4 protein-coding genes and 1 pseudogene are annotated in these 6556 nt (G+C 56.7%); all 5 read right to left on the bottom strand.

Going from position 1 to position 6556, the window contains the following annotated elements:
* Nucleotides 1-117 (bottom strand): PAAR domain-containing protein (locus PQQ51_RS33905; RefSeq protein ID WP_408501551.1); only part of this gene is annotated, 117 nt, incomplete at its 3' end.
* 140 nt (nucleotides 118-257) lie between these two features.
* Entirely contained in the window at nucleotides 258-1901 is a 1644-nt protein-coding gene (locus PQQ51_RS33900) for a type VI lipase adapter Tla3 domain-containing protein (protein ID WP_408501550.1), read from the bottom strand.
* Nucleotides 1902-1930: 29 nt separating this feature from the next.
* Nucleotides 1931-2746, bottom strand: coding sequence for an effector protein Tle3 domain-containing protein (locus tag PQQ51_RS33895; RefSeq protein ID WP_408501549.1), 816 nt, complete (start codon nucleotides 2744-2746; stop codon nucleotides 1931-1933).
* A gap of 20 nt (nucleotides 2747-2766) precedes the next feature.
* A pseudogene (vgrG, locus tag PQQ51_RS33890) lies at nucleotides 2767-5198 on the bottom strand (type VI secretion system tip protein VgrG); the annotation flags it as partial.
* Nucleotides 5199-5842: 644 nt separating this feature from the next.
* Nucleotides 5843-6556, bottom strand: a 714-nt coding sequence (locus tag PQQ51_RS33885; protein ID WP_408501548.1) for a hypothetical protein, incomplete at its 5' end; no start/stop codon positions are given.

The following is a 6556-nucleotide window of genomic DNA, read 5'->3' as shown; positions in this document are numbered from 1 at the left end:
GGTGCACCGATCACCAACACAAGCGATAGCACGCTCCATGACTTTGGATGTGTCGCTACCCGTGATCACCTTCCCACCATGGCTGGTGCTGTCGCCTACGCGGATTACGGCTCGCATCGCTTAGTCCATCAAACAGTTTTTAAAATAAAGACGCTGATCACCGTCGGCTCTTTAAGCGTTTCTCGCCGAAGGCTAGCAATCCTTAAGCGGCGCACATACACCGCTCCTCCTCCCCGCTCATTTCATGAAAGATCAACCTACCCCGGCACTCTGAACCGGAACGGGTTCTCGCCGCGATGCTGAACATTCGCCGCTTTGCTCGTGGCATTTGGAGGGCTGACCATGACGATACCTGCCGTGCCGTTTGACGCGAGATTAATGGTCGCGCTGGCACCGCCGTTTTCATAACCAGCCACCGTCGCCAGACCGATTTGTACAAGCGCAGAACTGACACCTGTGTTGCCAACGCGACGCCCGATGTCGTAGCCTTCTTTCACGTTGTCTAATTCAATGCCCTGGGCATTTCCGTGCAACGCTTGGGTGAGCGGTATTACCCACTCTCGATCTGAAGTCGTGTCATAGAACACGCGTGCGGGCTTTTCACCGTCGGGCAGCGTTGCTATTGCTTGTTGCCACCCGGCTTGCAGTGCTTTGACTTGATCCGCACGCTTAAGCGGCTTGCCGTGTTCGTCGGTTAGCCTGATATTCACAGGGCGGTGCAGGTAGCCTAAGAGCGGCGAGTCGTCGAACTCTTTCACCTGCCAGTCGGTCCAGCGCACCGGGAGGTATGGGCTGGGCTTGAAATCGCCAGGCCCTTTATTGGTGATCTGTTTCCAAAGCTCCGGGAGCTTCGATATCCACCAGTCGGCTTTCATCGTCATAGCGCCGTTAAAGCCCCCTGCTGCCGCATCAGTTTCGTCCTGGAAAGACGTGTCATGCTGCCAATAAAAATTCCATAGTTTGATGATGTCAAGACTCGTGTCGTCTTGATTGATTTTTCCAGGAACGCCTGGCACAGCATACGGACGAATGAGTCTATCCACACGATCACTGCGCGAAACGAGCAACCCGACATTGCTATTCGGAATGGGCGGAACATAGGGGCCCGTGGGTTCCGCTCCTGCGCCGGGGGTTTTGTAGCCAAAGCGGGTTTCCATACCATCGTCGCTAAAAACCAACGCAGCGGGGACGTCTGGATGAGTGTCAAAGAACTGGAACAAGCGTTCGAGCGATGCTCCAGCGTTGTCGGTGTTCGCATCGTCCTGCCAAAGAAACAGTGTTACGCCCAAGCCGGCCTGCTGACGCGCATAGGCAATGTCCAGCGCTGCACGATATTTGCTGTTTTCATCTTTCGGGGGGCCAATAACGATAACTGGTAGGGGCCAGCGCTCGACGGCCTCGGCTGCGGCATATTCGAAAGCAGCGCCTGTATCAACTTTTGCGAACAAGGCGCGACGGTCAGGACTGTCTGGATAATCCTTTGCGTCGTGGGACAATACGGACACAAAATTGTCGGATTTTGCGCTGATTTGCTTCCAGAGCGTATCTTGGTGACGCCCGCTTACGGCCATTCCTAAACCACGAACCTCCAAGACATATCGAGCGCCGTCGCTCGCGAGGATGCCTGTCACTGACGGGTTTACGGTAGGAGCAGCGGTAGATATCTTGCTAGGCGTGGCGGCTGATGCGACGTTCACGCCATCTCGGCTGCTGCGCAAAACCCAATGACCGGCAAAAGCAACAACCAGCACGCCGACGACAACGAAGAGTCCATTACGTAAGGTACTACCCATTTCTGATACTCCGTTGCCAGTGTGTTGCCAGTATTCGTAAGAGCCAAACAAAACAAACGTCACCCATGCCAAAGTCGCCAGCGAAAGGGCAACCAGATAGGGCCACATTCGTGGTCGAGTTGAGCTTGCGAGTATTTTCATTGGCGCTTCTCGCGGTCCCTGTATGTTTCTGCATCTACCAGGCTCGGCGGCCTTTTGGAAATCGAAGCAGTAGGGAATGCTCCGGCCGAGTAATACCTTGCGTTCGCTTCTACCAATGCTTGCGCCTTCTTGCTAAGGCTTTGGAATTTTGGATTATTCTGAATTTTTTTCAGCCCTTCTGCGTCCGTTTTCCAATCTGCGATCGCAATGAGTAGCGCTCGCCAGTCTTTGTCATCCAGCGCTTTGGCTTGCCCTATTGCTACATCCATCGCGGCAACCCGTCGCAAATTGTCCGAATCACGAAGAATCGCGGAATGATAAGAGTTTTCATCCCAAGATTTTTTGTCGATTCCCATGCGTTGCCGCGCTTCGTTCGGCGTTTCCTCGCGATAATAGATAAGCCCGCGACCGTCTGCAACGCGAACAGCGTTCGTGTGATCTTCCGGATCTGCGGAGCGCGCGTTGTACCAAGCCATCATTCCCGCTGTGTTGCCGCGCAGGTTTGCGGGCATATCTGGTGGAAATGGTTTCCATTGCAACCCGGCATCCGGATTGCCGAGAACAAGGTCTCGAGAAACATCATCAGGCCGATCTTTACCCGCCTTTTTGGGGGACCCTTTAATTGCTTCGCCGCCGTAAAGATTCGGCGCATACGGAGGCGTGATTGGTTCACCATTGATGAAGCGCCGCTCGTCGTCTATCACGGTTAAGTATGCCGGAAGTGCGCCAACCAGCCGTGGCTTACCGTCCCAAGGGTCAGGTTTCTTTGTCCATAGTCTCTGTTGAAATCGAACTTTCTTAAGCTCGTTCATTGCGTCGAGCGACACCTCCGATTTGTGCTCATCCGGATACCTTTTTGAGCGTTAGCAGTTAATGCGTCGGCTTGTGCCTGCAGCACAAAAGGCCCTTCGTTAGCGATAGCGGTGATTCCCTGCGCACGACCGAACATTTGTATGCCTTGCCCTGCCGTCACGTTGAAGCGCTGACCGCTGACCAGTTGCATATGCTGCTGTGCGACTTTGTCGACGTTCACGCCGGCGTAAGTAACGTGAGTCTTCGGCGTCACGTTTATGGAACCTCCGGCCGCACCGAAAGCCATGATCGCTTGAGAATCTGCAGCGCCAGACGCTGATGCATCGGCAGCACTACCTGTATCGTCCCAAGCCTTGAGAGCAGCGGCGAGCTGGTCTTGTGAATCCGCATCCACGGCTTGTCCGCCGTGCTGACCAACATACTGCCCGAGCGCTTTAAAAAGTTCCGTGCATTCACCAAGCAGTTGGTTGAGCTCGTCGCGATCAAGCTGCTTGCCTGTCGCTTTATTTCGCGCATAGGTGGTGAGCAAAATACCCTTGGCAGCACGTAACGACGCTGCTGCGTCCGTGCGCAACTCTGCCCCCTCGCCACGCGCCTGGCCGGTGCCGTTCGTTCGCGGTTGCGTAAGAAACCCAAGATTCAGTTCGCTCGCCGCGTGCTCACTCGCCAGCTGACTACTGATCTCTCCCGCCGTATCATCAAACCGCAACTGGTTATACCGATTACCCTTGATCTCCTTCGTCTTCACTCCCGACAGAAACCGATTCCCCGGCAACGTCCCGGTATGACTGAACGTCGCCGGCGCATTCGGCCCGTTGTGCAGCACGCCGGTAACAAACATCTTGTCCGGATCCCCATTCAGGAAATCCAGAGCGACTTCCATCCCGATCCGCGGCAACGTATCGTGCCCGTAGTTCGTCCCAGCCCAACTGCTGCTCACCCGCACGAACGCGCTGTCCCGCTGGTACCCACACCCTGAGCATGTGCATGATCATCCGGATCCAGGCCCTGAAGCTGCACCTTGATCCGCCCAAGCGAATCGCAATACACCTCCTCGCCCTGCGGCCCGACCACCAGCGCGGTAATCGGATAAACCCGCGGCAGGTCGATCCTCGGATCGTAGGCCGGCGTCAGCGGCACGCCGCGTTGCACGCAACTGAAGGTGTTTTCATAGCGGCTCTCTTCTTCATCCGCACTATTCGTCGCTCTTCCTGTTCCAGTTGACGCTGAACGAGAAGCAACCTGCGAAGGCCCCTCCACCCTCCACCGATTCGCATCAAAGAGCGTCTGCGCGCGCTCATTCAACGTTTTGGGCAGGCTATTCTCCCCACGATGATGCAGCGCGGTGACTACAAACTGCCGCTCCTCCTGCGGATGGGTATCCACCTCCGGATGCCCGGTCAACTCGAACCATCTGCCGACAGCCAGGTCACGCACCCCGCTCACGCCATCCACATTCGCCGAACGCAACTCATGGGCGAGCATGCGCGCCTTGCTGACGCGCTCATAGTCTGACCACGAATCGCCCGCGTGCGGCACGTCGATCACCGCATCGCGCAGCAACTGCGCAAGGTCGTTGCCGGCTTCGCCCTGATCGACGATGCTCGTCTCGGACGCCTGCGCCATCGACGCGCTCTTATAGTCCCAACTCGCACGCTGCACAGTACCGGGCACAAGCTGACGCGAAGCCGACCACAGCGTGATCGAGTCGCGCGCTTCGGTGGCCGCGTCGCGGTGATAGCGCACCGTGCCGGCCGACGACTTCGGCAGCTTCATCGGATCGTCCAGCAACACCAGCGTGTGCACCGGCGACTCACCGGCGCCATCGGCCGATGGGTCCGCGCCGCGCTTGCCCGCCGCCGTGAACCACGCGATGCCATCGCGCCGGCACAGCCGCCGGATGAAATCCGCGTCCGACTCGTGAAACTGCAACAACGTCTCTCGCACGGGATACTTCGCGCGATCCAGCGACGACAGGTCGAAATCGAACGCACGCGCGAGCGCCGGACTCTTTTTCTGCCATTCGCCCAGCAGCTTCTCGATGACATCGGGCACACTCAGCGTGCGGAAGATGCGCGTATTGGTTCGCCCTTCCAGCACCGATAACGCATCGCGCATGGTCAACTGATAGGTCGCCAGCGACCCGTCCGACTGACCCGCTCGAGCATCGGTAACGATCGCGCAGATCGGGTGCAAGGCGCCACGGTCGGTAACCATCTGCACCGACAGCGGCAATCCGATAAACGCATTGAGCGGCAAGTCCGCACGCGTCGACAGACAGGTCACGTGACCCACAATGCCTGAGCAGAGGCCCTCGGTGATGTCGATGCGGTGCGCAATCAGCACTTGCTCGAGGCTCGACTGCGCTGAGTCCCAGTGCAGGCGGAAAGCACGATTGACTTGCGTCAGGGAAGGAGAGGCAAAGGCGCGGAGCAGGTCGGCGGAATTCACGGTGGTCTCTTTCGGTGACGCGAGGGTTGGTTGGCTCGTGGGTTCTTTGTTGGTGGTTTTATGGTTTGAATCTGGTTTTACGTTATTGGCCGACTTATTGGGCGATTTAAACCGCTGTTTATCCGGTTGAGGCGTTCTTCAGGATCTCCCTGGACTTAGCTGTCCATTGACGTGACTAATTATGTGATGCACTCCCATAACGTCGCTTTTTAGTTTGGCTCGTTTTTTCGTCCTATCTAACCGTTTGATTTTACAAAACATTTATTAGATGATCAAATTGAATTGCCTACGAATGTTAAATGCTTCTTATATAGACGCTCTAATATGCAATAGGCATTTCGGGCGGCTTTTATTTATGCTTGATCGGGTCTGATTGGAAGGCCGGCGATGCTGGGGCGTGCGTCTAGCCTCAACATGCGTGATCTCATATGGCGTCTGTCAGGGTGAATCGGTCTCAAACCTGGCGACGAAATGCGGGCCCGTTTATTTGTTCATGGAGTGTTGATGCTGTTATACGACCGCCGGTTGGGATTCGTCTGTCTTAGAAGGGTCCAGAAACGATCGTCTTGCGGGATGAAGTCAGCGAACAAGGCGAACTCTATCCTTCAAGACAAATTTCGCCCCCGAGATCGCGCATACGCCGCTCATATGCGAGCATCCAGCATCTCCCCCGCGCCAACCCCCAAAATCCACCCCTCAACCCGCGCTACCACCTCTTCGCCCGGCGTCAATACCGGATGCAAAGCCTGCTGAAGAAACCCACCCTGATCTGCACGCCGTAGCCACTCAGCGATGGTGTACGCATCGAATTGATCGGCGCTCATGTTCTCGGGCGCGACGCGTCCACGTCTCCATATCGATGGATAAGCCTCGACGATGGCGGACCGACCAGGCGCAATGCCCCATCCATCGAATGGCCAGAAGTGCACCTTCTCACCGAGTTCCCGATGCAGATAGAGCAGCCATGGAAGGCCGGAATGCGTCGACTTGGCAACGGCGCCCTGCACATCGAAGTGGAACACGGATTTTGCCCTGCATCGCTCCTCGGCGAGGCGTCGCCATGTCGAGTTGCCTTGTCGTGCGCTGCCATTGCCGACGAGCCCATCCCGGATCAAATCGACGTAGACACGCTCGCGGTCTGTTGGCCAGTGCGCCTGGAAGTCTTCGAGGAATGCATACCAGTCCTTTTCGAGTCGATGAACCTCGAAGTAGCGAAGCGGAAAGGAAAAGCTATGGTCGATGCCGACGAGTGTCGGAACATCTTCGCGCAGCAGCTCCGCCAGCCACATGGCGATGCCGCGCCGCGTCCAGTACTTGCGCGGGCTGGGTGGCGGCAGAACTTCTACCGGTGACTTATC

The organism is Paraburkholderia xenovorans, from assembly GCF_046030735.1.
Taxonomy (GTDB): domain Bacteria; phylum Pseudomonadota; class Gammaproteobacteria; order Burkholderiales; family Burkholderiaceae; genus Paraburkholderia; species Paraburkholderia xenovorans_A.
The sequence above is the reverse complement of the archived record's forward strand: the minus strand, read 5'-3'. Positions and strand labels throughout refer to the sequence as shown.